This window comes from Alteromonas sp. KC3, assembly GCF_016756315.1.
Lineage (GTDB): Bacteria > Pseudomonadota > Gammaproteobacteria > Enterobacterales > Alteromonadaceae > Alteromonas.
The window spans coordinates 2653818-2680221 of record NZ_AP024235.1 but is presented as its reverse complement, the minus strand read 5'-3'; the positions used below and the strand labels follow the sequence as shown (position 1 = coordinate 2680221).

Annotated in this window: 19 protein-coding genes and 1 pseudogene; 11 read left to right on the top strand and 9 right to left on the bottom strand. The window is 43.8% G+C overall.

Annotated features, from left to right (window positions below; all coding sequences use genetic code 11):
• Position 1 precedes the first annotated feature (1 nt).
• From JN178_RS12010 to JN178_RS11995, 4 genes are read right to left on the bottom strand one after another with little or no spacing between them, the layout of a single operon-like run.
• Complete coding sequence (locus JN178_RS12010; RefSeq protein ID WP_202261780.1) at positions 2-454, bottom strand: response regulator; 453 nt, start codon at positions 452-454, stop codon at positions 2-4.
• Positions 444-1955 carry a sensor histidine kinase gene (locus JN178_RS12005; protein WP_202261779.1) on the bottom strand — a complete coding sequence of 504 codons (1512 nt, stop codon included), beginning with the start codon at positions 1953-1955 and terminating at the stop codon, positions 444-446. Before JN178_RS12005 ends, JN178_RS12010 begins: the two co-directional genes overlap by 11 nt.
• Before the next feature lie 4 nt (positions 1956-1959).
• Positions 1960-2184 carry a hypothetical protein gene (locus tag JN178_RS12000; protein WP_202261778.1) on the bottom strand — a complete coding sequence of 75 codons (225 nt, stop codon included), beginning with the start codon at positions 2182-2184 and terminating at the stop codon, positions 1960-1962.
• A 30-nt stretch (positions 2185-2214) separates the two neighbouring features.
• Positions 2215-3546 carry a sigma-54-dependent transcriptional regulator gene (locus JN178_RS11995; protein WP_202261777.1) on the bottom strand — a complete coding sequence of 444 codons (1332 nt, stop codon included), beginning with the start codon at positions 3544-3546 and terminating at the stop codon, positions 2215-2217.
• Positions 3547-4037: 491 nt separating this feature from the next.
• Here JN178_RS11995 and JN178_RS11990 point away from each other — a divergent pair, with 491 nt between their 5' ends.
• On the top strand, positions 4038-4643 hold the full coding sequence (locus tag JN178_RS11990) for an exopolysaccharide biosynthesis protein (RefSeq protein WP_202261776.1): 606 nt from the start codon (positions 4038-4040) through the stop codon (positions 4641-4643).
• A 95-nt stretch (positions 4644-4738) separates the two neighbouring features.
• Here the strand turns inward: JN178_RS11990 and JN178_RS11985 are convergent, their stop codons facing one another.
• Together JN178_RS11985 and JN178_RS11980 are read right to left on the bottom strand one after the other, a co-directional pair.
• Positions 4739-5653 (bottom strand): LysR family transcriptional regulator, encoded by a 915-nt coding sequence (locus tag JN178_RS11985; protein ID WP_159626002.1) that lies wholly within the window; start codon positions 5651-5653, stop codon positions 4739-4741.
• Positions 5654-5718: 65 nt separating this feature from the next.
• Positions 5719-6066, bottom strand: coding sequence for a rhodanese-like domain-containing protein (locus JN178_RS11980; RefSeq protein ID WP_202261775.1), 348 nt, complete (start codon positions 6064-6066; stop codon positions 5719-5721).
• A 182-nt stretch (positions 6067-6248) separates the two neighbouring features.
• Here JN178_RS11980 and JN178_RS11975 point away from each other — a divergent pair, with 182 nt between their 5' ends.
• Positions 6249-6560: an ArsR/SmtB family transcription factor gene (locus JN178_RS11975; protein ID WP_202261774.1), complete on the top strand. Its 312-nt coding sequence runs from the start codon at positions 6249-6251 to the stop codon at positions 6558-6560.
• Between the two features lie 41 nt (positions 6561-6601).
• Here JN178_RS11975 and JN178_RS11970 read toward each other — a convergent pair whose 3' ends face one another.
• Both JN178_RS11970 and maoP read right to left on the bottom strand, forming a co-directional pair.
• Complete coding sequence (locus JN178_RS11970) at positions 6602-7348, bottom strand: PRC-barrel domain-containing protein (RefSeq protein WP_202261773.1); 747 nt, start codon at positions 7346-7348, stop codon at positions 6602-6604.
• Between the two features lie 299 nt (positions 7349-7647).
• Entirely contained in the window at positions 7648-8004 is a 357-nt protein-coding gene (maoP, locus tag JN178_RS11965) for a DUF413 domain-containing protein (RefSeq protein ID WP_202261772.1), read from the bottom strand.
• 307 nt (positions 8005-8311) lie between these two features.
• Between maoP and JN178_RS11960 the strand changes: the two genes are divergently transcribed.
• The 7 genes and pseudogenes from JN178_RS11960 to JN178_RS11930 all read left to right on the top strand — a co-directional run bounded on the left by JN178_RS11960 (position 8312) and on the right by JN178_RS11930 (position 17734).
• Positions 8312-8479: a hypothetical protein gene (locus JN178_RS11960; protein ID WP_202261771.1), complete on the top strand. Its 168-nt coding sequence runs from the start codon at positions 8312-8314 to the stop codon at positions 8477-8479.
• A 126-nt stretch (positions 8480-8605) separates the two neighbouring features.
• A complete protein-coding gene (locus JN178_RS11955) occupies positions 8606-9436 on the top strand; it encodes a LysR family transcriptional regulator (RefSeq protein WP_202261770.1) in 831 nt (276 codons plus the stop codon).
• Positions 9437-9446: 10 nt separating this feature from the next.
• Complete coding sequence (locus JN178_RS11950) at positions 9447-9797, top strand: DUF2750 domain-containing protein (RefSeq protein WP_202261769.1); 351 nt, start codon at positions 9447-9449, stop codon at positions 9795-9797.
• Between the two features lie 146 nt (positions 9798-9943).
• Positions 9944-10033 (top strand): annotated as a pseudogene (locus JN178_RS20325) (DUF2789 family protein); the annotation flags it as partial.
• Between the two features lie 53 nt (positions 10034-10086).
• Positions 10087-11481 (top strand): ribonuclease J, encoded by a 1395-nt coding sequence (locus JN178_RS11940; RefSeq protein WP_202261768.1) that lies wholly within the window; start codon positions 10087-10089, stop codon positions 11479-11481.
• A 182-nt stretch (positions 11482-11663) separates the two neighbouring features.
• Positions 11664-15839, top strand: a complete 4176-nt coding sequence (locus tag JN178_RS11935; protein WP_202261767.1) for an EAL domain-containing protein — start codon at positions 11664-11666, stop codon at positions 15837-15839.
• Between the two features lie 215 nt (positions 15840-16054).
• Positions 16055-17734 (top strand): AMP-binding protein, encoded by a 1680-nt coding sequence (locus JN178_RS11930; RefSeq protein WP_202261766.1) that lies wholly within the window; start codon positions 16055-16057, stop codon positions 17732-17734.
• Between the two features lie 66 nt (positions 17735-17800).
• Here JN178_RS11930 and JN178_RS11925 read toward each other — a convergent pair whose 3' ends face one another.
• Positions 17801-18457 carry a dUTP diphosphatase gene (locus tag JN178_RS11925; RefSeq protein WP_202261765.1) on the bottom strand — a complete coding sequence of 219 codons (657 nt, stop codon included), beginning with the start codon at positions 18455-18457 and terminating at the stop codon, positions 17801-17803.
• Between the two features lie 472 nt (positions 18458-18929).
• On the opposite strand from JN178_RS11925, the gene recC reads away from it, so the two are divergent.
• Together recC and recB are read left to right on the top strand one after the other, a co-directional pair.
• Positions 18930-22520, top strand: a complete 3591-nt coding sequence (recC, locus tag JN178_RS11920) for an exodeoxyribonuclease V subunit gamma (RefSeq protein WP_202261764.1) — start codon at positions 18930-18932, stop codon at positions 22518-22520.
• Complete coding sequence (recB, locus tag JN178_RS11915; protein ID WP_202261763.1) at positions 22517-26401, top strand: exodeoxyribonuclease V subunit beta; 3885 nt, start codon at positions 22517-22519, stop codon at positions 26399-26401. The genes recC and recB overlap by 4 nt, the downstream gene beginning before the upstream one ends.
• Positions 26402-26404 lie beyond the last annotated feature (3 nt).

Genomic DNA, 26404 nt, shown 5'->3' with positions numbered 1-26404 from the left:
TTTACTCGTGTGGCAACTCTACAAACTCTATCCAGTAACGTCCGAGTGCCTGCATTAGTTCAACAAGGCCTTCAAAATTTACTGGTTTAGTAATATACGATGCACAACCTAAATCGTAACCTCTCAACATGTCTTCCTCTTCTTTCGACGTGGTAAGAATAACAACCGGAATACTGCGCAACTTAGGGTCGTTCTTTAACTCTTGCAACGCTTCGCGACCATCTTTTCTTGGCATATTTAAATCAAGTAAGATTAAAGAGGGGCGAGGTGCTGCCGCAGGGTCAGTATATTTCCCTTCGTGTCTTAGAAACTCTAAAAGCTCGACACCGTCTTCAACACAAAAAAGGTTATTTAAAACGCGGCTTTCTTTTAGTGCATCAACTGTTAGTAGGCGATCGTCCTCGTCATCATCAGCCATAAGAATATTTATTGGTTGGGTCTGTTTACGCGTCATTGTGCTTTTCTCCGTTATTATTAGAGCCAAAAGGCTCGCTGTCTTTCGGTACTAGGATGGTGAATGTAGCTCCTTCTCCTTGTACGCTCTGTGCGGTAATTTGGCCGTTATGTCTTTCTACTATGCGTCGACATACCGCTAAACCAATACCCGTCCCTTTATATTCAGTTCTTCCGTGTAAGCGCTGAAATGGCGCGAATATTTTTTCAGCAAATGACTGGTCAAAACCAATGCCATTGTCAGCTACCTTAATCTTCACCCAGTCAAACTCATCTGACATGACAATCTCGGCCAGCTCTGCTTCATCAGGCACTGAGCACGTCACGTTTACCTCAGGCGCTACGCCTTCGGGCTGAAATTTGAGTGCGTTGGAAATTAAATTCAAAAATAATTGTTCTATCTGAGTTCGGTCGCCGCGAATGATTGGCAATTGGTCCATGTTGACCTTTGCTGACTTCTCATCAATGGCAATTTCCAAATCACTTAGCACGCTGCTAAGTGCCTTATTTAAATCAACGTCGCCAAAGTCTTTGCCTCTTGTCGATACGCGTGAAAATGCCAGTAGGTCTGAAATGAGCATAGACATTCGCTCTGCTGCGTTTAGCATCCGAGCGAGAAAATCTTTACCTCTTTCGTCAATAACATCGGCGTATCCCGACTCTAACCGGTTGCCGAATGCGCGGATTTTACGCAACGGTTCTTGTAGGTCATGAGAGGCCACAAACGCAAAGTCTTCAAGCTCTCTATTACTGCGAGAAAGCTCATCTGAATATATTTTCAGCTCTTGCGTACGCACTTCAATGCGAGATTCTAGCTGCTCATTAACTTTTTCTAGGTCATCGAGGTACTTTTCGTGCTCACGAGTATTGATTTTGAGTAGGAGAAACACTGTAATGATTAACAAGAGCGTGGTTGCTGACGAAATTATCAGTGTATTGACTGAGTCTCTGCGTAAACTCATCAAATTTGCTAAATGCGTACCCTGCATGTCTCGTTCAGAGTCATCGATTTGCCTAAACAAGGCTTCAAAGCGTTTGTAGAGCTTAAAGCCTTTATCACTATTAACTAGCGCCAGTGCTTGGGTGTTGGCACCGGACTTAGTCAATTCAACCGCTTCAATCATTTCATTGATTTTTAGTCGCGTAAGCTCAAGAAGTTCTGATATACGTGCAGGTTGTTCTTCAATATCGGATGAGAAGGCGCTAACCTCAACCTCATCAATAAGTTCGGTTAACACACTCAACGTTTCGGTGTAATCGGTTAGATAGTCTTCATTGTCCGTTAGCATATAGCCACGTTGGCCGGATTCCACTCGCAGAACGGCAACGTGTAATCTGTTAACGGCATTTATCACTCTGTTAGTAGTAAATAAGCGAGCTTCAAGTGCTGACAAGTCATTTAGCGTACTAACCACGTAAAACGAGTTTGCGGTCATCACAACAATCACAAGTACAACGATAATAATCCAACTGTACAAGGATGAGAGTAATTTGGTGATCATCCATTTATTCCGAAATGTTCACACTCATCGCTGAAGTAAGTTCAGCAAGAGTGTGACTGCAGTCTTTCGCACTGCTTATAATTTTATCTAACGCGGCTAGCGCTTTTTCTGTCGGCACTTCGCCATTAAGTGCCATTTTTACAAGCTCTGCTTGCATAGAAATACGATTTAAGGGTTTACGCGCATCGTGTACGAAAACACTAAGTTGAGAAAACTCGTCATTAGTCATACTGATTACCCCTTGGTAACGGTTAATGCTCTAATCATCTTTGCTTAAGTCGCCGTAGGCGTGTAAACGGTTGTACAACGTTTTAGTACTGATCCCTAGCATTTCTGCTGCCATGGTTTTGTTGCCGTTTACTTTATCGAGCGTCGCATAAATCAACTCTTTTTCAACGTCTTCAATTGTCCGTCCTGCTTGCAGTGCTGGTGTAGTGCTTTGCTTTTGTGCAAAAGGTGACTCTATGGTTTTTGGCAGTTCTACGTTTTGCTTTTCCGGGTCACTCATGATGGCGGCACGGTGAACAAAATGGCGTAATTCTCGAACATTGCCTGGCCAATCGTAGGCTTGAAGCGTATCTAATTGAGACTCTTCCCATTTAAAATTGGCACCATTGTCTTTGTTAAACTCTTCGATAAAGGTTTTAGCTAGCAACGGGATATCTTCTTTGCGCTCTCGTAATGGTGGAATAGTGATAGGAAATACGGCAAGTCTGAAGTAAATATCTTCGCGCAGCACCTTACTTTGGGCAATTTCTTCCATTGTTCGGTTTGTCGCTGAAACGACCCTACAATTTACTGGTATAGTTTTTGTTCCACCCACGCGAATGACAACCTTATTTTCTAACACTCGCAACAAGTTAGGCTGCATATCAATTGGCATTTCAGTGATTTCATCGAGAAATAATGTCCCGCCTTCTGCTTGTTCAAACACGCCTTCCTTTCGACCGACTGCGCCAGTAAACGCGCCTTTCTCGTGCCCGAACAATTCGCTTCCAATCAGTTCCTTTGAAAATGCACCGCAGTTGGTAGCAATGTAAGGCCCCTCACTTTCTGAAGCGCGATGTATGGCGGCTGCAACCACTTCTTTACCTACACCACTTTCACCTAATAGCATTACGTTTGCACTGGTTTTACTCACTCGAGAGATCAGTTTGTACAGTTCCTTCATAACTGGCGACTCACCAATTAGAAGGTCAAAATGCTTCTCTATTTTATCTTCTGGTTTTACTTGAGCTTTGGGTTTTTGGCTTAGAACTGCTTCTATTTCTTCGCGCTGAATGGGTTTGACGAGATAATCGATATTTGGGCCGCACAACCCTTTGATTACACCTTTAACAGAAGGGTGGCCGGTGATTAGCGTTACGCGTGGACGCTTCGGCAACGCGTCAAGTTCATTAAACAAGTGTGCGCCGCTACCGTCGGGCAGCATAAAGTCGAGCAGAATGTGGTCGAAGGTTTCTTTTTCTAACCAACTGCGCGCCTCTTCGAGCGTAGCAGCAGTCAGTACTTCGTGACCAAGAAATTCAATTATCGTACATGCCACTTCAGTAAATTCAGCGTCATCATCAACGAGTAAGATAGTTAGCACTTGGATGTCCTTCTCTTTTTATTCCATACATAAAAATTATGGAACAATATCAACAAATTATTCTTATCATACGCTAACACAATCCGGTGGGTTAACGTATTTTATATTTAGCGTTTGACACTCTTGCCTAGCGAAAGAAAGGTAATATAAACCACTTTTTTGCCATGATTTTACGATTGTTTGCCGCCAAAACGCGCTAGGCTCTAGTTTTATTGTAGGCACTATTAGCCAGAATTAGTTATTGCAATTAGCATTTTCCATTTCTAGTCTTTAGCGCTTACCTTTAGCAATTTAGCAATTACCATTCCTACTGTTGTACGAAAGAGTAAATTAAGCAAATGGCATATTTTTCGCACAATTAATTCAAATGTTAATGAGTACCTGTTCAAAGGATGCAATGAGATAAATACTCGAAAAGGGGAGACGGTAGTGTCTTAAATGTCTCATCTAGTGCCATTTTACAGGTGTGACTATACTCAAAGGAATTGAATATGTGGGCGAAAACAGCAGTAAGATCAATGACGTTGTACGAGATGCTTGGAAAAATGCAGCCTCGTCGCAAACAAGACGTTTTTGAGTTTGGCGAATTTTGGGACGTGATGGAAAAGCGTGGATTCGGTCCAATGCTTGCGCTGCCATCTTTTATCGCGTGTACACCTATTGGCGCCATCCCCGGTGTCCCGTCAATCGCAGGTGTGACAATCTTACTCATCTCTTTGCAAATATTACTTGGTCGGCGTCATCCATGGTTACCACAAAAAGTAATGGAGCTAGAGTGTGAGGCAGATCAATTGCGGGTTATTGTTGAAAAAGTAAAACCGTATGCCGTCAGAGTAGATAGATTCTTAGTTCCTCGGTGCTTTTTTATGCGTCAGACCGTTTTCCGCTCGCTAATTGCTTTATGCTGCGTAGGTTGTGGTTTAGTAATGATTCCTCTGGAACTCATTCCATTTATGGGGCTAATACCTGCATTTGCGGTATTTATAATGGCAATTGGTATGGCCGCAGACGACGGTGCGGTGGCCCTTATTGGTGTATCAATATCGCTATTTGGTTTCGTTTTGGGCGGCGAGCAGCTCGCTGCTATCATCGCATAGTGATTCAAGCGTGCCACAAATATACGTACGCACATCCATACAGTATTAAACCTAGAAGTCGCAAGTACGTGGTTATTGGTCGCCAGTTAATATGTTCATGTGTCGTGAATGAAATCACTAGACGGAAGATTCATGGTCTGATAACGAAGTTCACCCATAAATGCCCTTGCTGCGGGGCCTAGCGAGTCACCGTCCTCAAATGACAGGTACAGCAACGCTTTGCGCAGTGCCGCGTTATTGTCTAGGGGGAGGGGTAACAAGGTTCCGTTGTCCAACTCTTCTTGAATAATAGCGATAGGGAGCCAAGCAAATCCCAAGCCTTGTGCAATGATATCAAGAGACGTTCGAACATGGCCTACCGTCCAGCGTTGCTCGGCACCCAACCAGCCCACATCAGCTTTGCGTTCAGCAGACGAATCTCGAACTACAATTTGTCTGTGTGCTTTTAAATCTTCCAAAGTCAGTGTTCTATTGAGCTGGTGCAGTGGGTGGTCGACATGCGCGACAGCAACAAATTCTATTTCACACAAGTCTTCGCTAAACCCTGTGGGAAAAACAAATGGTGAGATCCCTAAGTCAACTTTGCCATCATTAAGCAGTGCATTTGCGCCACTTAACACAGTTTCTTCAATCTCAATTCTGAGCAAAGGAAATTCAGCTGATACCTTCGCTAGCACGTTATACAAAAGCTCAGAAGGGAAAATAATGTCAACTGCAATACGCAATGTTGTTTCAGTACCCGATTGCAGACTACTGGCAACTGCTTCAAGTTTTTGCGCTTCATTCAGTAAAAACGAGGCGCGGCGATACATGAGTTCGCCCTGAGGGGACAGTTTGACCTTTCTTCCTTCATTTTCAAACAGCACAACACCTATGGCGTTTTCTAGTTTTTGTACGGCATGGTGCACACTAGACTGGCTCTTGTGTACTTCTGCTGCAGCTTGGTTAAACCCTCCGGCATCAACCACTGCTTTGAACATGCGCCATTGCTCTAACGTTGACTTAAGCATGAGTGACCTTTTTTCAATTTGCTATTATCGCACTACATTAATGGGTCTTATAGCACAGCCTTAAATCAAATGTCAGCTTGGTTGATGTCTGTGATAGGGCATGTCACAACACTCACATTCTCATAACCAATATTAATTAGTTGCTCTGCTGCCAGCTTAGCGCGCATACCCGATGCACAATGAAGATATATTGGTGTTGACGCTTCTTTGACTTGTTCTAGCATTTTCATTTCAAGCACGCCTCGAGGAATATTGATGGCAGCTGAAACTGGCTGGCTGCTGACTTCGCCGGGTTCCCTCACATCTATCAATAGTCCTTTGTTTTGCTGTATTTCTTGCGAAGCTTGTTGTGCAGTGACCATTCTTAAGTCGTATTCAATGTTCTCAATACGTGATTTCAAATCTATTAGCATGTTGATTCCTTAATGGATAGCATAAATATACATTAGTTCATCCTAATGTATATTTGAGACATTTCCAAAACAATATAAACTATGGTTTTTCGTCGTATATATTGGCAACTTAGCAGATTGTCTTATACTTTAGTATAATAAGTGGCTAAGTTGAGCCGAGTTCACACAAATTGAGAGTGATTATGTCCGAGGATAGGGTTATTGGTTCAGACAATATGATGGAGCATGCATCAGAAGCTGAGATTTTTCTTAAGCAATTCGCCAACAAAACACGTTTAATGGTGTTGTGCTCTTTGCTTAAGGAAGAAAAGTCGGTCACGGAGTTACTTGATGTGGTTAGCGTGTCTCAACCTGTCATCTCCCAGCACCTAGCATTGCTTCGTGAATCAAAAATGGTGGCGACCAGAAGAGACGGTCAAACCATCTACTACCGTTTAGCCGATGAGCGGGTTAAGCGTCTTATCGCACTTATGTATGAATTTTTCTGCGAATAAAAAGGAGAGTATCAACAACTCTCCTTTATTCTTGTCTCTTTTTACTGAGAGACATTGCTTATCTCTTTGCACAGTGCATCAATATAACCTGTCTCTGCCAACCTATCTTGATCGATCTCTGGCCTTTCGAGTAGTTCGTCATGGGTAAGTGAAACAGAAACATGATGTGCAGCCCAGTCAATTTCGTTGATATCTTTCGGTAGTAGTGCAAGGTGTTTACCACCGGGCAGCCAATTATTGGTATCAACTACAATAGCGACAATTTTCCAACTAGCGTTGTCAATAATGAAATTGCTTATGTGACCTACATTGTCGCTTTTGGTAGCCACCTCATAACCAACAACTTCGCCACATGCTCTTAGATGATTCTCTTGTTTTTCGCTCTGTTGCTGTTGTTCTTCAGCGTGTTGCAGTTCAACCAGTTCATTTGGATGAGCAAACTCTCCCCATGCGCCTGGGCCAATCCAATAATAGCCGTAACCAAAATACTTAAAGAGGTTTTCTTCATACTCTCTTGAAACGGGCTTGTGCTCGTCGATAGAGGGACTATTCTTTAGCGTTTCTACTGTCATATCGATATACACACTATTGTTTTCTGTATCGAGATTGACAACTGATATTGGTGAGATAACAACTTTTCGGCTAAGGGGAAGCCAAGTGTTTGTATCTGCGACGAGATATCTTACGGTGTATGTTTCATCATCGAAAAGTATGTCGCGTACTCCGCCAATTTTGTCATCAGTGGCATGGATAGCGTAATGGGTAAGTTGTTTTGAACTGGTGATCATGCTGGCAGTCTCCTTTACGTGACTTTTCATACAAGAGAGTGATGCTCTATGACAAGACAGCCACTTATACTTCACTCAGGCAAACACAGTCGCGCTGAATATAAGTGATAAGCAAACACACTCTAAGTGTAGACTTTCCTTAAGTTTTCACCATTTTGTTCGTGTTAGTTTGTGATATAGATCATAATCCCACAAACAAAAACGCCCACAAAACTGTGGGCGTTTTTTTGAATTGTTGTCGTTGCAACGCATAGCTTCCGTTGCTTAAAACGGGGCGTCCAACGCTTACTTTTTATTAATCAAGCCACATCAAACTCTTCATCTGTATAATCATCATCAAAATCAGACTGATTACTTGCGCTACTGTGAAGCGTGTAAAAATGCTTTTTGCCTCTAGCAAGGCGAACATACTTCGTCCATGCTTTTTCTACACTATTCTCAGCGGGGACTTTACCGCTTATAAAGTCAACGAAATGACTTTCGTCGTCGCTTTCAGGACTAAGTTCTCCACTTTCAAGGCCCAATAAGGTTTTTCCATATTTCGTTAGCAAGTCTGCTTCTGTAATACTAAAGTCACCAGACTTTCGAAAGCCATAAGGGAACTTAAGACGATCGATAAATGGTTTTACTGAGAGTCGAATAGCTAAACTTTTCATGATGTACCCAACGTGATTGAATGTTCAGCGCACTTTTAAGTGAAATCCCAACGAAGATAAAACAAAAGATTTTTCTCTTATCAATAAAAAATTTTTAACTGTTTAATTTCTATCAATATTGTGTAGTTAATCGCGTTGAGTTGACCGATGTGTAGGCATTTCGCTTGCTTGATAAGCGGTATGAATTTTTGCTCGAACACCACAATTAAAATTTCTTATCGCTACGATGATTAAAATTCGTTTTCTATTTTTTTCGTTAGGTCAATAATTGAGAGGTGTTTACAACCCTTACCAATTAGAGAAATCAATGAGCAAAGACTATCGTTACCAGCGTGATGAATGGGACTCGGTAGAAGAGGACGACCTCCACGCTAAAAAGCCTAATGCAAAGCGTCAAAGCAGTGTGAAGGCAAAGCAGAAAAGAGATTTGCAACGCCGTGATAAGCAGCGTCGTCTGCACCAAGAAGAGTACTAATTAGCCGACTTGGTGAAATTTTGATTAAGCGTACCGTTTATGACGGTGCGCTTCTGTGCTTTTGTGTTTACTTGCCGTATCATCTGTGTCACTTTAAAAGTACCTTGATTCGGTTGTTATACAAGCATGGATATACGCTTTCTCACCACCTTTATAGAGGTGGCTAAAACTCGTCATTTTGGCAAAGCCGCTGAAAATTTATATCTTACTCAATCTGCGGTAAGTGCAAGAATTAAACTTCTTGAAGAGTACTTTCATACTACGCTATTTATTCGACAGCGAAACAGTATTCAACTGACTCAGTCGGGTGAGAAGTTACTCCCTTATGCAAAACAACTTTGTTCGACATTAAATGAGGCAAAACAAGAGCTTCAAATTCAGTCGTCTGAATATGTGGTGTGTGGTGCTACACAGTTAGCTAGTGAGTTGCTTCTTCCTAAAATGCTAAGCCACCTTCACAGTCGCTTTCCAGATTGGTCAGTCAAAGCTGAAGTACTCACGTTAGACTCCTTGTCTAGACAATTGCACGAGCGTGTAACTGATATTGCGTTTTCTAGTGAGCCGTTAAAATCCGAAGAAGTTAACAGCGAGGTCATGCTAGAAAAAACACTTGCGCTTTATCGAGTAGGCGAAGTATCGAGTGAAGTGGAAGCGCAAGATTTTGTCGCTATAGATTGGGGGACCAAAGCGCGTGATTGGCTCTTAACTGCCTATCCCCAGTTAAGAGATGCTAAGTTGCGCACTAACTCTTTAAACTTGGCTATCAATAACTTGACGAGTGAGGGCGGTGTAGCTGTGCTGCCGGTGGGGGTAGAGTCTCAATTTCCAAAAAATGCGAAAGTTACTTTACTGCAAACACTAGACAGCATTTCATTTAGTGTCTATGTACATACCATGAAACAAGTAAGGCGAGTTGGATTGCCTGAAATCATTGAAAGCGTTACCCAACATCATTAATAGGAATTCTATGTCTGATTTACACCCGTTGCTTGAAAAGAATGCGTTTCAGCGTTTGGAAGCGAGCTTGGCGACTATCAAAAAAGAACAAAAGTTATTTATCCTTAAAGACGAGCATGGCTGCGTCATGCTTACAACAGACGAAGAAGATGGTGTGCCGGTATGGCCAGATGCTGAACTGGCTCTACTATGGGCGACGGATGATTGGGAACATTGCGAGGCCATGGAGCTTTCTAGTGAGGAATTTCTTACTAAGTGGGTTCCCGGTATGACTCAAGACGAGCTTATGGTTATCGTCTGCCCAGTTCCTGCTGAAGAAGGTGAGGTGATAACCCCCGAAGAATTCGCAGAATATTTGTAAGGTGATCCCGATGACGTGGACGGCGTTTAAAACAAGGTCTACGTTATCGTTTAAACTAAACGGTAGACATTGAGAACCCGTTCAAAACGGAGCTGACTAGTGTTTACTGAGCCACCATCGATGAATAGTCTTTTTGCACTCAAACCCAAGCCGCATTCCTTAAGCAAGCCATTGACGAAGATGCTGATTGGGCCGAGATTATTGATCAACTTAATGCTCAACTGCATGCCGAATAAGTCACTACGATGTCGCACGTTTAATGATTTTGTGAAAATGGAGTAATTAAGGCTTGTTGTCCCCCAGCGCTGATGATTTGTGGTTTGTTCCACTTGGTGGAACAGGTGAGATTGGTATGAATCTCAATTTATACGGTCATAACGACAGTTGGTTGATGGTGGATTGTGGCGTGTCATTTGACGAACCGCTAACACCTAAACGCACAAATGATAATGTGACCTCAAGTCATCAAAGTACAACGTCCAGTCAGGTCACGCATAGAGTAGTAGCACCCGATCCGAGTTTCATTGCCAATCAGAAAGACTCACTTGCTGGCATTGTTATTACCCATGCCCATGAAGACCACGTGGGGGCAATACCCTATTTGTGGCAGCGATTTCAAAAACCTATTTATACCACAGCGTTTACCGCTGAAGTGCTACGACGAAAGCTTGCGCGCAGTAAACTCGCCAACAAGATACCAATCGTTGAGGTGAGTGCCAACGAGACGGTTAATATAGGACCGTTTTCCGTTACATGGTTAGCCATTACCCACTCGTTACCAGAGCCATTTGCACTTAAGATCAACACGACGGCGGGTACGGTATTGCACACTGCTGATTGGAAAATTGATGCCAATCCCATTACCGGGGAGCCTTTTGATGCAACGCTCTATAAGCAACTTGGTAAAGAACGCATGTTAGCACTAGTCGGCGATTCTACTAACGCACCTAAGCCTGGCTTCTCTGTTTCTGAACGTAGTTGCTATGATGGTCTGTTAAGTACTATATCAGCGAAAAAAGGAAGGGTAATTGTAGGCTGCTTTGCAAGTAATGTCGCAAGGCTTATTTCTCTAGCCCGCGTTGCACAAAAAACAAACCGGTACCTCGGTCTATATGGCCGCTCATTATTGAACATGTACGCAATAGCAAAGCTTCAGGGTATTTGGCCCGACGATCTTTCTATTGCAGATCCTCAACATCTTGGCTATTTACCCGCCAATGAAGTGCTTGGCGTGGCCACGGGGAGTCAGGGCGAAAAAAATGCCGCATTGGCACGATTAGCCAAGGATAACCACCCTCATTTGCAATTGGAAAAGGGCGATACGGTGATATTCTCATCAATTGTCATCCCGGGGAATGAGGAAACAGTGGGCCGTCTTACCGCGCTTCTTGAAACTAAGGGCGTTGAGGTGATTCACAGTGAAAACAGTACCTTGCCAATTCATGCAAGTGGTCACCCTTGTGCTGAAGAAATAAAGTTAATGTATCATTGGGTGAAACCTGAAATAGCGATACCCGTTCACGGAGAGCACGAGCACTTACAGGCGCATGCTAATATTGCTCGCGAATGCGGTATACAAAAACATTACGTAGGGCGTAACGGCGACCTTTACAGACTTGCTCCGCAACCCAGCATTCGAAGACAAGTAATTAAAACAGGAAGGATCCCTCTTGCCCAAGACTAAGTTGGGAACTTGCGAGTTTACGCGACAGGAGGGCAGGCGTTATTTACAATAAATCGCTAGCAATCATAGAGTTAAACTTACTATATGCTGCGTAATTTTGATTGCTTTCTTTTCTGCCCAAGTCAAAAACATTCTGTTACACTTGTACGCATAATAACAATTCAATTACGTCGACTTTTGGTATGAGCCGTTTTATCTACCTAATTCTTTTACTTTTTTTAGTTGTTCTTAGTGCTGAGGCATCGCCGCGGCTGTCAAACCCTGTCTTTCAATCTTTATCGACTAAAAACGGTTTGCCACAAGATGTGGTGAACGACATCGTGGTAGATGATGACGGCTTCGTTTGGATAGCGACGGAAGGAGGCGCTGTAAGATGGGATGGCGTTAGAACGAAAAGAATAAAAGGGCCTAATAATACGCTTATCGACTCATCTATTTATAAACTCACGTTGCAAGGTGACAAAGCGCTATGGTTTAGCGTTTACGGACAAGGTGTTTTTTACTTAGATCTTAAAACACAAGACATCGTTCAAATTGAACCTAAATCATACCAAGAACTAGAAGAGTTTATTCAGCACGCTGAGTTTTTTCATTGGCAAGATGAAAACAATCTCATCATTTCTTTGGGGGAAGAGGTCCAGCGTTTTAATACGAAAACTAAAACTGTCGAGACTATTGCAAAACTCAGCAGTACTGCCATTGAAAACTACCATAGCATCAGAGCAGCCATCACTCTCGACAATACATTGTTAGTTGCTACTACAACGGGACTATTTAGTAACGACTTAACCAATCCAGATTTAACCTTAGTACCAGTAGAATATCTCAATGGTATTTCCCCAACATTGGATAATGAAAACGCTAAATTTCTGATGTTAGATAGCAGTGAGCGCGTGTGGCTTACTACCGTTGAAAACGTGTTTGTGGCTGATAAAAAAGCATTGCTTGAGCAAATTAATGAAGGTCAAAACAACGCATTTGAACTCGTTATCGATCAGCTGAACGTGTGGACGATGGAGCAAGCTAAAGACGACAGCTTTTGGCTTGGGACTAACAGGGGGCTATATTCACTTACCAAGACAGCGAGTGGATGGGAGCAAGTTCATATTTTAGAGCCACACAATGGTTCAACATCTATTTCAGATAAAAAGATTACGTCGATCGCAAAAGACGAGACAGGTAATATTTGGTTGAGTTCTATCTATGCTGGCGCGCTCTACTTTGGCGTAAAAAGCGCAGATATTTTTACTATTCAAAATGAGCGTCATGCAAAAGAGCAATTGCTAACCAGTCACGTTACTTGGGCGTTTGCGGAAACTGAGCCAAATAAATTGTGGATTGGTACCTCCAACGGTTTAAATCACTACGACTTCGCTACTGGCAAGTCAAAGCAATACTTAACGAGTGACTCTCCTTTAAGTTATATAGGGGAAGGCTCAGTTGAGCGAATTATCCCGACAACTGACGATAAGCTATTTTTACAAACTTATGACGGAATACGCCTGTTTGACCCTTCAACGGGCGAGTCGCAGCGCCCACAGGTGTTAAGTGGTGGCGAAGAAGAGGTTTTTGATGCTTACAGTGCGGGAACGACACTAGCAAGCGACGGAACTCTGTATTTTGTGGGCAACGAAGACTTTTTGGCCTACGACACAGCGTTAAAGTCGTTGCGCGACATGGAGTTAGACCCTCGTGTTTTTGATATAAACTTTACACAGGGCTTTTTGGGCGAGTCAGTTTATCACGGCGGCAGATTGTTCTTATCAACCGAAGGGGGGTTGTGGCTTATTGATCCCAATACCTCTTCCCATGAACTCGTTTATCGTTTTCCTGAATCACAACGTGGGCGTGACCGCTCTATATCATCATGGGTAATTGATGACACTGGTGTATTGTGGCTTGCCTATAATAGCGTTGGATTAGTAGGACTTGATGTCGATACATTTGAGCCGCTTTATAACCTAAACGATAGCAACCTTTTATTATCCAACATTGTATATGGGTTACAAAAAGACGACGGTGGAAATATTTGGTTCAGTTCGCACAAAGGACTTCACAAATATGACCCTGCCACAGGTCAAATTAAGAACTTTATCTATGGTCGCGAACTCAGTGTGTCTGAGTTCAACCAAGGTGCGTCGCTTAAGCTGAACGATGGGCGTTTGGCGTATGGCTCAACCAGCGGTGTTGTGGTGTTTTCGCCTGCACAACTAGAAAGCATTGAAGCCAGCCGAGGCCTTATTAACAAGCAAACCGCCATTACGCAAGTTTCGGTAGATAATCGAGAACTAAGGCAACCGCTATTGAATTTGAATGGACATCACTTCGACCTTGAACACGAAGATTTTGGGCTTACTATTCATTTCTCATCCCTTGCAATGTCGGGAATTGGAAAGGTAAAGTACTATTATAAATTGCTTAAAGATCAGCGGATTGTAACTGAAGGTATTACAGAAGACGCTAAAATTACATTTGCGAATATTGAACCAGGCGACTATGTCTTCTCAGTGTCACCGACACCGGGCAGTTTCGATTTTACCGTGCTTCCCGCCGAAATTTCAGTGTCTATGCCTTACGCACCGCTTCGTTCTCCTTTGGCTTACGGAATTTATACCGCGCTATTAGTTGGGCTGTTCGTAGCGTATTTATTATCCCGTCAGCGTCAACTATTCAGACTTCACAAAGCCCAACATCAAGCCACATTATTTAGCGATGCGTTTAGGCAGACCCGAGATTGGGTGTTAATTTTCGATGCCGAGAAGCGTTTGGTTGCGGCTAACCCAGCATTCGAGCAAGTATTTGGTTTCAACAAAAAAGAGCCATTACCTAAACAACTTGCAAAACTCTATTTGCGATATCCTACGCTTAATCGCCAACTATCAGCCAAGCTACCGGATTTACAAGGTGGCGACTTCTGGAAAGATGAAGGCGTCATCGATGGTGCAGATGGCAAGCGCTATGATGTATTAATTGATATCACCGCAGTAAGTGGTGAAAGTAATGTGCCAGAGCACTATTTAATTGTTATCTCGGATATTACTGAACAAAAGAATGCAGAGCGTAAGCTACTTAAAATAGCGACTTATGACAGTTTAACTGGATTGGTCAATCGTACTTTACTATTAGACCGGCTTGAACATGCTATCGCGCTGGCTCGCCATCACGAGCATCGCGTTGCGGTCATGTTTGTAGACTTGGATAGATTCAAGGGCATAAACGATTCTCTTGGTCACGATTATGGCGACAAATTACTGCGAATTGTGGCAAACCGAATGCGTAATTTAGTCGCTGACTCCGGTACCGTCGCGCGTTTAGGTGGCGACGAATTTGTTATCGTTATCGAAGAAGTAACCAACGAAGATGACTTGAGTTCTTTCGTTGGGCAAATTATAGAGTCAGTAGAGACACCTATTTCACTTGCTGAAGAGGTGCTGCGCGTATCTTGTAGTATTGGTGTTGCGTTTTACCCTGACGATGCATCTGAACCAGCAGAGCTGATTAAGCAGGCTGATGTGGCGATGTACACAGCCAAAAAAGATGCATTGAGTGGGTTTACTTACTTTACGCGAGATATGAATGAGCGTGCAAAAACACGTCTGCAGTTGGAAAATAAAGTAAAGCGCGCGTATTCAGACGATACTTTTTACAATCATTATCAGCCTATTGTCGATGCACGCACGAACAAAACGGTAGGGGTAGAACTTCTCTTACGGGGAAGGTTGGACGATGAGCCGTTGTTCCCTGACCAGTTTATTCCCGTGCTTGAAGAGCTAAAGTATATAATTGAAGTGACTCGCAAAGCCATGCGTCGTGCAGCCAGTGATTTATCACAGTGGTATTCAAGTGGTTTTGATGGGTATGTTTCAATCAATCTTTCGGCCATGCACTTCAAGACCGAGTTTGATTTAAATAGTGTCTTTGGATTGTTGCAGGAATTTGACTTACCTAAAGAAGCGTTTCGTTTTGAGATCACCGAAGGTGTATTGATGGATGACACTGACAATGCGCTTAGGCAAATCCAGCGTTTCGTTGATGAAGGATTTATATTGGCACTTGATGATTTTGGGACGGGATATTCCTCGTTGAGTTATCTCAAGCGCTATCCGCTTTCGGTACTAAAAATAGATAAAAGCTTCGTAAATGAAATGGCACCGGGTAATGCCAATGAAGCACTTGTAGCAACAACTATTTCGTTAGCGAGCAGTTTAAATATGAGTTGCGTAGCGGAAGGCGTTGAGTCGAAAGACCAAGTTGAGGCGCTTTTGCGTAAAGATTGTTACTTCCATCAGGGCTATTTTTATGCGAAACCCTGCTCGGCAGAAGACGTCACGCCTCTACTGTTTAAGCAGTGGACTTGAGTAAGCCACAAGGGTGAATCAAGTGATAAGACCATCATGAAACAAAAGCCGAAACTATAAAAAATTTAAATTCTAGCCGTTAAGCCACGTTATTCGTCGCATAGAATGTAAACGCTTGTTTAAAAAGCTTGTCATTCAAAGAAAAATAAGGCTTATTAGAAGTCTGTGAAATCATTGTAAAAATGAGCTACATTATAACAACAAATGAGTGACCTATGCCGCTAGATATGACAGCAAATGCCAACAGCACGGAAGTAATTAAATCGCCATTGACTATGTTGTACCACTGGGAACAAACCCGTGGTGACGACGTCTTCTTAACACAGCCCATAAAGGGCGAGTATCATGACTTTACATGGAAGCAGGTAGCAGAGCAGGCACGCACAGTCGCGGCACGTTTGCGTGAAATGGCATTTCCTGCTGGAAGCCGTATAGGGATTTTCTCGAAGAACTGCGCAGAGTGGTTCATTACTGACCTTGGTATCATGATGGCAGGTCACGTTTCTGTACCTATTTTCTCTACAGCCGGTCCTGACACAGTGCAATATGTGTTGAAACACGCTGACGTGAAATTATTGTTTGTGGGTAAATTAGATAACACTGCAGAACAAGTCGCTTCAATTCCATCTGAATATTTAACCGTTGCTTTCCCTTATCCGAATATTGCTACAAAGCAGCAGTGGGACGAGTTTATGGCTATCGCGCCTATCACTGACTCGCCGGTGCAAGATATGGATGACATCATGACCATTATCTACACCTCGGGCAGCACTGGTCAGCCTAAAGGTGTAGTCCATAGCTATAATACGGCATGTTGGGCAGCACGACGTTCGTTAGACCAACTGGGTATCAATGAAAGCGACCGCACTATGAGTTATTTGCCGCTAGCGCATATTACCGAGCGTGTGTTGGTTGAACTGTCGAGTTACTACAGCGGCGGTAAAATCCATTTTGTAGAAGACTTGTCGACGTTCCAGCGTGATGTTGGTCATTGCCAGCCAACGCTATTTATTTCTGTACCGCGTTTATGGACGAAGTTCCAAATGGGTGTATTGGCGAAGATGCCACAGAAAAAATTAGATACGCTGCTTAAAATTCCATTTCTTAACAAGATTGTAGCGAAGAAAATTCGTAATGGGCTTGGGATTAACAATGCTCGCTTATGGGCAAGTGGTTCTGCGCCACTAGCGCCAGCGGTTATCGAGTGGTTTGCAAAAATCGGTATTAATATCTCAGAAGGGTGGGGTATGACTGAAAATAGCGCCTATGGTACCGGCAGCGTTCCGTTTAGACACGACAAAATAGGCTGCATTGGCAGACCTTATGACGGCGTTGATATTCGCACGTCTGAAGAGGGCGAAATTCAAGTTAAGTCTCCGTGTAACATGCTTGAGTATTACTTAGAGCCAGAAAAGACAGCAGAAGTCTTTACCGAAGATGGCTACCTTCGCACTGGGGATAAAGGTGTTATTGATGCTGACGGGTATGTGAAAATAACGGGTCGTCTTAAAGATATCTTTAAAACGGCAAAGGGCAAATACGTGACGCCAGCGCCTATCGAAGCTAAGTTTATGGAAAACCCAGTTGTTGAGCAGGTGTGTGTAACCGGTACTAACCTACCTCAGCCTGTCGCATTACTTGTGCTAAGTGAGGAAGCGCAGAAGAAGGACAAGGCTGAAATTGAAGCGAGCCTGAAGAAAACATTTGAGGCAATAAACGCTAAACTCGAAAGTCACCAAGTTATGGACCGCGTTGTGGTAATGAAAAATGAATGGAGCATTGAAAATGATCTACTCACTCCAACGCTTAAAGTTAAGCGACACGTGCTTGAAGAGCGCTTTGAAGACATTATTCAAGGAACATACAGCGACAAGTTAGTTTGGGTTGACGCCTAACACAGTACTTTGGTTAAAAAAGGCTCTACAAATGTAGAGCCTTTTTTTTGACTAAGCAGTTAGGGTTTAAGCCGCAGGGTAGCGAGACTTCAGCCCTTCGTAAACCAGGTCGCTAAATTCAGCCTTAGACAAGTCCAATTCATCCATCACTTCAACAAGGTGTTCGTTGTCCTCTCTGCCTTGCCAAACTTTAATATAACTTCCCTCTTTATAGCCGTTGTCTTGGCGGAAGAAGTTCAACACGTTTTTACCCACGTATTGACGATAAAGTTCGTCAGCAGACATGTCGCATTGACCAACGATAAACATAAAAAGAGGAACACTAAAACGTTTAGCAGCACACAAGCCAGTCATTAGCTCTAGGTTATCAAGCAACGATTGGTTCGATGCATCGTAGTCTTTACCATCAAACGTGACAGTGGTATTGCCACTTGCTAACTGGGCAGCAATGCTCTGTGCTGAAGCCGAAATGTCACCTTTGTATTCTATGATGCAAGCGCTTAATGCGAAATGCCAGATATCAACAAGTTCCATCTGAAGTTGTGGCAAATCTTTTTGCTGCGCCTTCCACCATTTCCAACCGTGATGTTCTATTGCTTCTACAGACTCCACCATTGCGGCACGCAGATACCCATATCCTGCGTTCAGCCAATCAGGATTGACTTTAGAATTCATTTTATCTTGTAGGTTTAACATTGTCGCAAGCTGTTGTGCGGTTAACATCGAAACTCCTGAGTTGATGGTTAGAGCAAATTAATAAAAGCAATTGTACTGTAATGGTCGCGTTGGCAAAAGCGCTTTGCCCAACCCATGTCGATTCCATGTTCAAAGAGTGATTCTAAATGGTGCACTTGCACCAAAGCAAATGAGAAAAGGCTTTCTTTAAATAAAAGGGTGGATGTAAGTTATTGATAATTAATTCTTTTAATGTTGGCATTGTTACTGCAAAACCTTTTTTGTTAACTGTGCTGAGTAGTAGCGCTAACGTGAATGAGTGCCAGGCAACGCTTATTCACGTTGTTACTGGGCAGCCCGTAAACCTTACCCATACAGATTTTTCGTGTCCTGAGGTCTGTGTGGGTTTTTTTTGTCTGTATCCTAGAGCGTGATGATGTAACTGTGCCCGTCATTGCGATACACTCATAGTCCTATAACTGTGTCGATATAAAAGCTCGATTTATAAAGGATTTTGAGATTGCTTGCCCTTTACCCATCAAACAAACTAGAGCATTTAAGTTTTCTTCTTACCACATTGCTTCAGCAGCAACCCAATGGCGTGTTTACGCCTGAAACTATTTTGGTTGAAAGTCCTGGTATGCAGCACTGGGTTAGCATGCAGCTAGCCCATGCTCAGGGCGTGGCAATGAACATCGACTTTCCCTTACCAGTACGTTTTATGTGGAATACAGCTCGCACCGTACTCGGGAGTGATAAAGTCCCCAAGCAATCACCTTATCGTCGTGAAGTACTTACTTGGCGAATTGACAATTTGTTGCAAGACGCTTCGCTTATGGAAACAAGTGCATTTGAACAGGTTAACAAATACTGGCGTAGTGCTGGTAATGAGTTAGAGCAGGGCGCACAACGCTTGCAACTAGCTACCGCGCTTGCGGATGTATACGAACAGTACTTGCTTTATCGCCCTGACTGGCTGTTTGCTTGGGAGCAAAATCAGCGCGTCGTTTTTGATGATATGGAAATATGGCAAAGTGAAATTTGGCGGCTTTTGGTAAAAGAAGAGGCTCTTCACCCTGCAAGGTTGCATCAGCTTACGTTGCAAGCGCTGTCAGAAGGACAAAGTACAAGCGCTCTTCCTTCTCGAATTATCGTATTTGCCATTAACACTATGGCGCCGCAGTTGATATCGTTTTTCGATGCCCTCGCTGAGCATATTGATATTCACATATTTCATTTGAACCCCAGTGTGAATTACTGGGGCGACGCAAAAAGTGGTAGTGAGCAAGCGAAACAGTTGCGTATGGAGGGCCTTGAGAAATGGATGAGTCAGGAGCAACCAAACCCATTACTGGGAAATTTAGGTAAGCAGGGAAGAGAGCTATTTAACCTGCTAACCGAGCTTGATACCTTTGAAATAAGTGCATTTGATTCCCCAAAAATTCCAGACATAGCCTCAATAGAGAGTGCTGAAAAGGCTGCTATGGACAGTGAGCAAAGCGCGGAAGAAACCTACTCTCTGCTTGATTACATTCATAACGATATTCTCAAAGCAGAAGCGCCGTCTACCCTTTGCAAACAAAGTGAGCACCACACTATTAAACGCGAAGATGACAGCGTTACTATTATGTGCACGCACTCGGCGCTGCGTGAAGTTCAGGTGTTGCACGACCATTTATTGCATTGGCTCTCGCAGGATAAAACCCGTACGCCTTCCGATATTCTGGTGATGTGTCCTGCTATCGAAAATTACGCGCCTTTTGTTGATGCTGTGTTTCATCGTGTGGGCACGAAAGCGATGATAGATAATGGACCTGTCAGGTTACCTTGCTCTATCGCAGATAGAAGTCCCATGGACGCTGAGCCACTCATAGCGGCGTATATGGCATTATTGCAACTACCAGATAGTCGCTTTGGTGTATCTGATATTATGGATTACCTGCAGCTGGATGCGGTGCAAAAGCGCTTTTCGGTAAGCCAGGATGATATTGACCAAATGGTTGTGTGGTTGAAACAGGCGCATATACATTGGGGACTTAATAGTACGCATAAAAATGTGGTGTCAGAAGGTGTTACAGACCAAGATACTTACAGTTGGTGGTGGGGTATTCGACGGCTATTAATGGGTATGTTAGCACCTGATCACGAGATGGTTGTTGACAACCTTCTCACTATTCCCGATGTGGAAGGGCAACGGGTACTTACCTTAGGCAAACTCATTGAGGTCATTGAATTACTGGGTAACTACGCTCGCGAGCTTACGCTACCAAGAACGCCTCAAGAATGGGCAAAGGACCTGATAGCACTTAGAGATGCGTGTTTTACGCCAACGCGAGATCAAGAGCAAAGCTGGGACCTTATTGCTAAAGTCGCTGCAGATTTATCTGCACGTTGTGATGAAGCCAACTATTTCCACGAACTGAGTTTGCGCCAGATAAGGGAGTTGTTGCTCAACCGTTTTTCTTCCCCGGATGCTGGCAACCACTTTATGACAGGGCAAGTAACAGTGTGCTCTATGCTGCCAATGCGCAGTATCCCTTTTAAGAAGGTGTGTATTTTAGGCCTTAATGACAGTGAATTTCCACGTAAGTCGACACCGCTTGGACTCGATTTAATGGCTGGGCCTGAGCGGCGAATAGGTGATCGCTCTCGTCGTCTAGAAGACCGCTATTTATTTTTAGAAGCGATTATATCCACTCGTGAAAGCTTATATCTTAGCTATCAAGGGAATGACGTGACCAATAATAGTGAGCGGCAGCCAAGTCTAGTCCTCGCTGAGTTTATGGATATGCTGTCAGTGGGCTATGGTGTGCCACTTTCTGACTATGTTATACAGGCACCGCTTCACCCATTTAGCGAAAGCGGCTTTACTGGTATGTTGCCAAGTTATGAAACGGGATGGTTGAGACTTGCTGATGCATTAAGGCGCACGCGCATTGAAAACGTCAACGATAGTGATGACGTTTCTAAAGACACGCAGACACAGTCACCGCACAATGAAGCCTTAACAATCGACATGCCCCGCTCACAAAATGGCACATCAGATGTGGCAGAAATGCGACTATCTGCCATGCAAGTTGCAAGGGCATTTAGCGATCCATTAGCCTTTTTCTCGATACAGCGCTTAGGTGTGAACTTAACCCAATCATTCACGCTGTTAGAAAATAGCGAACCGTTTGAAACTAACGCGCTTGTTCGCTATCAAGTGCTCGACGCTATTTTCTCGTCACCTGAAAGGGCTCAAGCAACAAACGATGAATTGAGCACCCAAGCTTATAGCCAACAAGTCATTGAATTTGCAGCGCTTAGAGGAGATATTCCCGATAACCCAGTCGCAAGAGAAGAGCTTGAAATGTGGAAGGCCGGTGCGCTAGCCTTAAATCAAGCCATGGGACCTCATGACGCCGAACCCAAAACAGCCAGTTTTAAGGGACGCCATCTTACGTTTACCGCCTCGGCTTTTGAAGCAAGTGGCGCGCTTGTTGAACTGTGTGCGGGGAAAATTAACGATATTCGTGCCCTTGGCTTTTTTATCTCGCAACTCGTTTTTTCCAGCAGTGATGAAGCGACAACGTATTCACAGTACCCATTGGATATTTTCTATTGCGATTGGGAAAAGGGCGAAACAACGCTGATAAAAAGGCGTTTTGCAGCGCTAGAAAAAGAAACCGCACAGCAGCTTCTGTTGTTCATTGAATCGCTGTTTGTCACTATTTACACAGCACCTACACCACTTTATGCAAGTTTGATTGCTGAACTAGTGCCAGGTAAACGCAAGTCAGATTCTGCCGCTATTGTTAGTCAGGCTAAGCCAGAATATTTCAACGAGATCGCCAGTGCGCTGTTAGCATGCGCTGAAGAATCAAGTTCAACGAGTGAGCATGTAACCAAACTCATTGTTGAGGCAACAAAGCTCTTTGATGGCCCTGAAGGCCAACGTGCGATAAGAAACTGGCAACAGTCTTCGGGCCCTTTTAGTGCCGATATGGCTAACAATCCTTATCTTAAGTGGTTATTTCCACAAGGTGTTTCTTGGCGTGATATTCCTAATGTGCAAGGCCTTTTGTTGTTTTCGATGGTAGCCAATGCCAGTGTGGAGGAAAAACTATGACCACACAATTATTAGATGTCGTAGCCATGCCGCTTTATGGCAGGCATCTCATTGAAGCGAGTGCAGGTACAGGAAAGACGTTCAATATAACGCGTCTTTACCTACGGTTCTTACTTGAGAAAAAGCTTACTGTTAAAGATATTCTGGTAATGACCTTTACCAAGGCGGCAACCGAAGAAATTAAGGGCAGGGTAGCAAAAACGCTGCGGGAGGCTACGCAAATATGGCAACACGCTAAAGACAATGGCGGCGTAATTGCAGATGATTGCGATCCTGTCTACATCCACTTATTTAACAACAACGATGTCGATGAAAGTCTTGCACGTCTGAAAGCTGCGCAATTAGAGCTTGATGAAGCGTCGGTATTCACCATACATGGTTTTTGTCAGCACGTTATTGCTCAGCTGGCCTTTAATAGCGGATTTGCAATGTCATTGAATTTAGGCAATGACACCAGTGAACTTTACCTGCAAGCGGCCGAGGATTACATTCGAAAAGTCTCTGTGAACGAAGACGACTTTCTGCTACTCGCGCAGTCTGGATGGCATGTTCCTGAACGGTTGTTGTCAGAATTTAATACTAGCGTGAGAAGTACGCTAACGCCGTTATTGTTAGATGAAGACGCCATCGAAGACGCATTCATCAATACATTACAAGATAGTGATGAAACCGCGTTATCCCAATTTGCTTTTCATTTTCGTCAGATAGAAGACAATGAAGAACTACTGGTTGAGCAGTTAATAAAAACACCTGCCCATAAAAAAGAGCGACCACAAGAACTGGCCGCACTGAAAGCGTGGCTGCGTAGTGTTATTGACGAAAAGATTTATGTGGCAGCACCGCCCCAAGCGCAGGCGTTTTTGGATGGCAGGCGTTATGCGCGAAACAAGTCAGGGGTTAAAGAAATACTTAGTCCCATTAAGGATTTAGCCAGAGCGATTGACGAAGCGGTGGCTGACAAAGAAGCGGCCATTGCACAAATACCGGTTTTTCGCTTAATTGAAGACGCTATTGGTTTTATCAAAACACGTGTGGCACAACAGAAAAAGCAATTAGGTATTATCGACTTCGATGATTTAATCCGTATGTTAGCCGAAGAGGTGATCAAACCCAACAACACGCTGGTGCCTGAATTGCGAAGGCGCTTTCCTGTTGCCTTAATCGACGAGTTTCAAGACACTGACGCTAAACAATACGCAATCCTTGATGCGGTCTATCCAAACGCCAATGCAATGCAAGTAAACCTGGATGAAGGAGTAGAAAAAATTGAGGCGTCCGCGTCTTTAAAAGTCGATAGCGCGCTATTGATGATAGGCGACCCTAAACAGGCTATTTATCGCTTTCGAGGCGGTGACATATTCACCTACCTTAAAGCGGGAAGGCAAGCGGATTTTCGCTGGGTAATGAATACCAATTGGCGTTCGGTAGAGGGTATGGTTAAAGCGTATAATCGTCTGTTTTATGGTGCACCTGTGGCTACCGGTGAACCTAGTGATGTGTTTGGTTTTGGCATTAATTACAACCCAGTGGAATTCACACCTAAAGCAAGTGCAGCCAATACTCCGTTATTTGACCCTTTGAGTGACGGTAACTCACCACAAAGCGCGACGCGAAGTGCGATGAATTACGTCAGTATGCACATGGACGACAAGCAGGACGCCACCTCTATGCGTCGTAATATGGCCAGTTGGATAGCGCAAGAAATTTACCGCTTGCTAAACGAAGCGTATTTCGTAGAGGGGGCTTGTCAGCGCACAGTAAGACCAGCAGATATCGCCATTTTGGTGAAAGATAGAACAGAAGCAAATATTGTTAAGTATGTGCTCGGTCAAAAAGGGATCGCCAGTGTTTACCTCAGCGACAGAAGTAACTTATTTGCAACGCCAGAAGCCAAAGATGTCTTGCGCTTATTAAGTGGCATCTGGCACGCAACAGACAATAACAAAGTGGCTTCGAGTTTAGCGTCGCCATTATGGGGTTATAGTCCACAGACACTTATTGAACTGCTTTATCATGAGAACGATACATTGTGGGATCGCGCGTTCGACAAGGTAATGACGCTGCGCGAGATGTGGCTGCAAAAAGGTTGTATGAGTGTGCTGCTGTATCTAATGCAATCTAGCTACCAGCCCTTTGGTAGTGATGTAGAGCGCGCACTTACCAATTATCAACATCTTGCCGAAGTGCTTGAAAAAGCCAGTACCACCCACCAACGTCCTGAGCAGCTTTTAGATTGGTTGAACCATCAAATACACCAGCCTGATAGCGACGAAGAACTAACGCTGCGCTTAGAGAGTGATAGTCAGCTTATACGACTTATCACCCAGCACGGGTCTAAAGGGTTAGAGTATCCTATTGTATTTATTCCTTTCGCTACAGGGTATAAAGATGCCGCACGAAATGGTAAATCCATGTCGAACATCTTTACTTACTATGATGAGCAAAAAGAAGATTTGCAGTTGCAATTAGGGCAAACCAAACAGGCTATTTCACGGGTGCGCGCAGAAGGCGCGGCCGAAGATATGCGGTTAGCCTATGTAGCGGTAACCCGTGCTGCACATCGCTGTTACATGGGAATATTGCCATTAGATGGCAATGAAAAAAGTGCTTTGGCCCGAGCGATGAATATTGATAATGGGCAGCTGAACTGGCGAGATGCGCTTGAAGGTATTGCCAAAGAAAATGAAGCGTTTGCTTGTCATATTAACGGTGATGATGCCGTGGAAACCTACACAGCGGTCAGTAATAATGACGTGGCACCTGAGCTGTATGCACTACAGTTTACTGGCATCAGTAGCGAAGAGTGGCGGTTATATTCATTTTCAGCACTAAGCCGTTTAACAACTTATATCAATACCCAAGGTCAACATCCTAGCAACATTGATAACGGCATAAGCATGCCAAGTATTCCCGTGATGCAAACGGTACGCGACGAAGAAGTAGTTACAGAAAACACGCTATCCAGTTTTGATATTGACGTACATGAACCCGATACACTTTTAGATACAAATGCCTTGCGATTTACGTTAGCTAAAGGAGCAAGTGCTGGTAACTTACTGCACGATTTACTAGAGCAAAATGATTTTAGTGAACCGCAGTGGGAAGAAACAGGCACAGAAATGATTGCGCGTTTTGGTCTAGATGAATCGCAGACGCCGGCGCTTTATGAATGGCTTGATGAAGTTTTGCAGACGCCCTTATTTCCTAACGTGCAACTTTCGCTGTGCGATTTGACCTTACAACAAACCCTGCGAGAGGCTGAATTTTATTTTCCATTGGCAAAGAGCCAATGGAGCGCGTTGCAAGATATCCTTACCCAGCATCGCCATTCAGTTTTTGAAAAAATAGGCGGGCAAGCGCACGCAGTCCCTTCACTAATTACTGAGCAGCTCGAAGGCATGATGCATGGTTTTATCGATCTTATTTTCGAGCATGAAGGTAAATTTTATGTCGCTGATTATAAGTCAACGTGGCTAGGTGACAGCGTCTCTCATTATAAACCTGAGGCGCTGTTCGAGAACAACCAACACCATTTGTACGACTTACAGTATCTTATCTATTGTCTTGCGCTGCACCGATACCTAGGTAATACCCTTAACAACTATGAACCAAGCGAACACTTCGGCGGTGTGTATTACCTCTATTTGCGTGGGATGCACCCCGGCAATAGCGCGGGGGAGGGCGTCTTTTACTGCGAAATTAGTACTGAGCTATTACTGAGATTAGACGCCGTATTCGGTGCAGTTACCGATAGTGTCACAGACAAAAACGACACCAGTGCAGCGTTATTAGACGAGCCAGATCATTCTGCTCGCGACAAAAGTGCAAGCCAAACGGTGTCAGCTCAACAGCAATTTAGCTTCGACGATGATTGGGAGTAGTAC

What these genes read in the sequence shown, in the direction of transcription:
- JN178_RS12010 (WP_202261780.1), bottom strand. Translation starts at nt 454, where the DNA reads ATGACGCGTAAACAGACCCAACCAATAAATATTCTTATGGCTGATGAT.
- JN178_RS12005 (WP_202261779.1), bottom strand. Translation starts at nt 1,955, where the DNA reads ATGATCACCAAATTACTCTCATCCTTGTACAGTTGGATTATTATCGTT.
- JN178_RS12000 (WP_202261778.1), bottom strand. Translation starts at nt 2,184, where the DNA reads ATGACTAATGACGAGTTTTCTCAACTTAGTGTTTTCGTACACGATGCG.
- JN178_RS11990 (WP_202261776.1), top strand. Translation starts at nt 4,038, where the DNA reads ATGTGGGCGAAAACAGCAGTAAGATCAATGACGTTGTACGAGATGCTT.
- JN178_RS11985 (WP_159626002.1), bottom strand. Translation starts at nt 5,653, where the DNA reads ATGCTTAAGTCAACGTTAGAGCAATGGCGCATGTTCAAAGCAGTGGTT.
- JN178_RS11980 (WP_202261775.1), bottom strand. Translation starts at nt 6,066, where the DNA reads ATGCTAATAGATTTGAAATCACGTATTGAGAACATTGAATACGACTTA.
- JN178_RS11975 (WP_202261774.1), top strand. Translation starts at nt 6,249, where the DNA reads ATGTCCGAGGATAGGGTTATTGGTTCAGACAATATGATGGAGCATGCA.
- JN178_RS11970 (WP_202261773.1), bottom strand. Translation starts at nt 7,348, where the DNA reads ATGATCACCAGTTCAAAACAACTTACCCATTACGCTATCCATGCCACT.
- maoP (WP_202261772.1), bottom strand. Translation starts at nt 8,004, where the DNA reads ATGAAAAGTTTAGCTATTCGACTCTCAGTAAAACCATTTATCGATCGT.
- JN178_RS11960 (WP_202261771.1), top strand. Translation starts at nt 8,312, where the DNA reads ATGAGCAAAGACTATCGTTACCAGCGTGATGAATGGGACTCGGTAGAA.
- JN178_RS11955 (WP_202261770.1), top strand. Translation starts at nt 8,606, where the DNA reads ATGGATATACGCTTTCTCACCACCTTTATAGAGGTGGCTAAAACTCGT.
- JN178_RS11950 (WP_202261769.1), top strand. Translation starts at nt 9,447, where the DNA reads ATGTCTGATTTACACCCGTTGCTTGAAAAGAATGCGTTTCAGCGTTTG.
- JN178_RS11935 (WP_202261767.1), top strand. Translation starts at nt 11,664, where the DNA reads ATGAGCCGTTTTATCTACCTAATTCTTTTACTTTTTTTAGTTGTTCTT.
- JN178_RS11930 (WP_202261766.1), top strand. Translation starts at nt 16,055, where the DNA reads ATGCCGCTAGATATGACAGCAAATGCCAACAGCACGGAAGTAATTAAA.
- JN178_RS11925 (WP_202261765.1), bottom strand. Translation starts at nt 18,457, where the DNA reads ATGTTAACCGCACAACAGCTTGCGACAATGTTAAACCTACAAGATAAA.
- recB (WP_202261763.1), top strand. Translation starts at nt 22,517, where the DNA reads ATGACCACACAATTATTAGATGTCGTAGCCATGCCGCTTTATGGCAGG.